The sequence below is a fragment of the Patiriisocius hiemis genome (assembly GCF_031846325.1).
Lineage (GTDB): Bacteria > Bacteroidota > Bacteroidia > Flavobacteriales > Flavobacteriaceae > Patiriisocius_A > Patiriisocius_A hiemis.
Genome location: NZ_JAVRHZ010000029.1, coordinates 1 through 299, shown reverse-complemented (window position 1 = coordinate 299; position 299 = coordinate 1). Strand labels below are relative to the sequence as shown.

Here is a 299-nt window from a genome sequence, read left to right as displayed (position 1 = left end):
CCCGAAGCATTCCCTGCAATAGCAGCAAAGCTGAAGGTTCCAGATGCTGTTGAGTTATTAAAGGCTGTAGCATCCTGCCCAGATGCGGTATTATTACTCCCTCCAGCAAAGGCTCCTTGTCCAGAGACGATGTTGTTTGTTCCCAATGCTATTGCATTTGGTCCTGTTACATTGTTTAGAGAACCTATTGTTGCGGAGTTGTCCCCAGCCGCACCTATAGAGTTGCTGTTCCCCATGGCGATTGAGAAATCTCCATCAGAGGAAGTACCGCTTCCAGCTGTAAAACTCTCGTTACCTGA

At 47.8% G+C, this 299-nt stretch carries 1 protein-coding gene; it reads right to left on the bottom strand.

What is annotated here, in order from left to right; genetic code table 11:
- Window positions 1-299, bottom strand: a 299-nt coding sequence (locus RM538_RS13405; RefSeq protein WP_311333946.1) for a hypothetical protein, incomplete at both ends; no start/stop codon positions are given.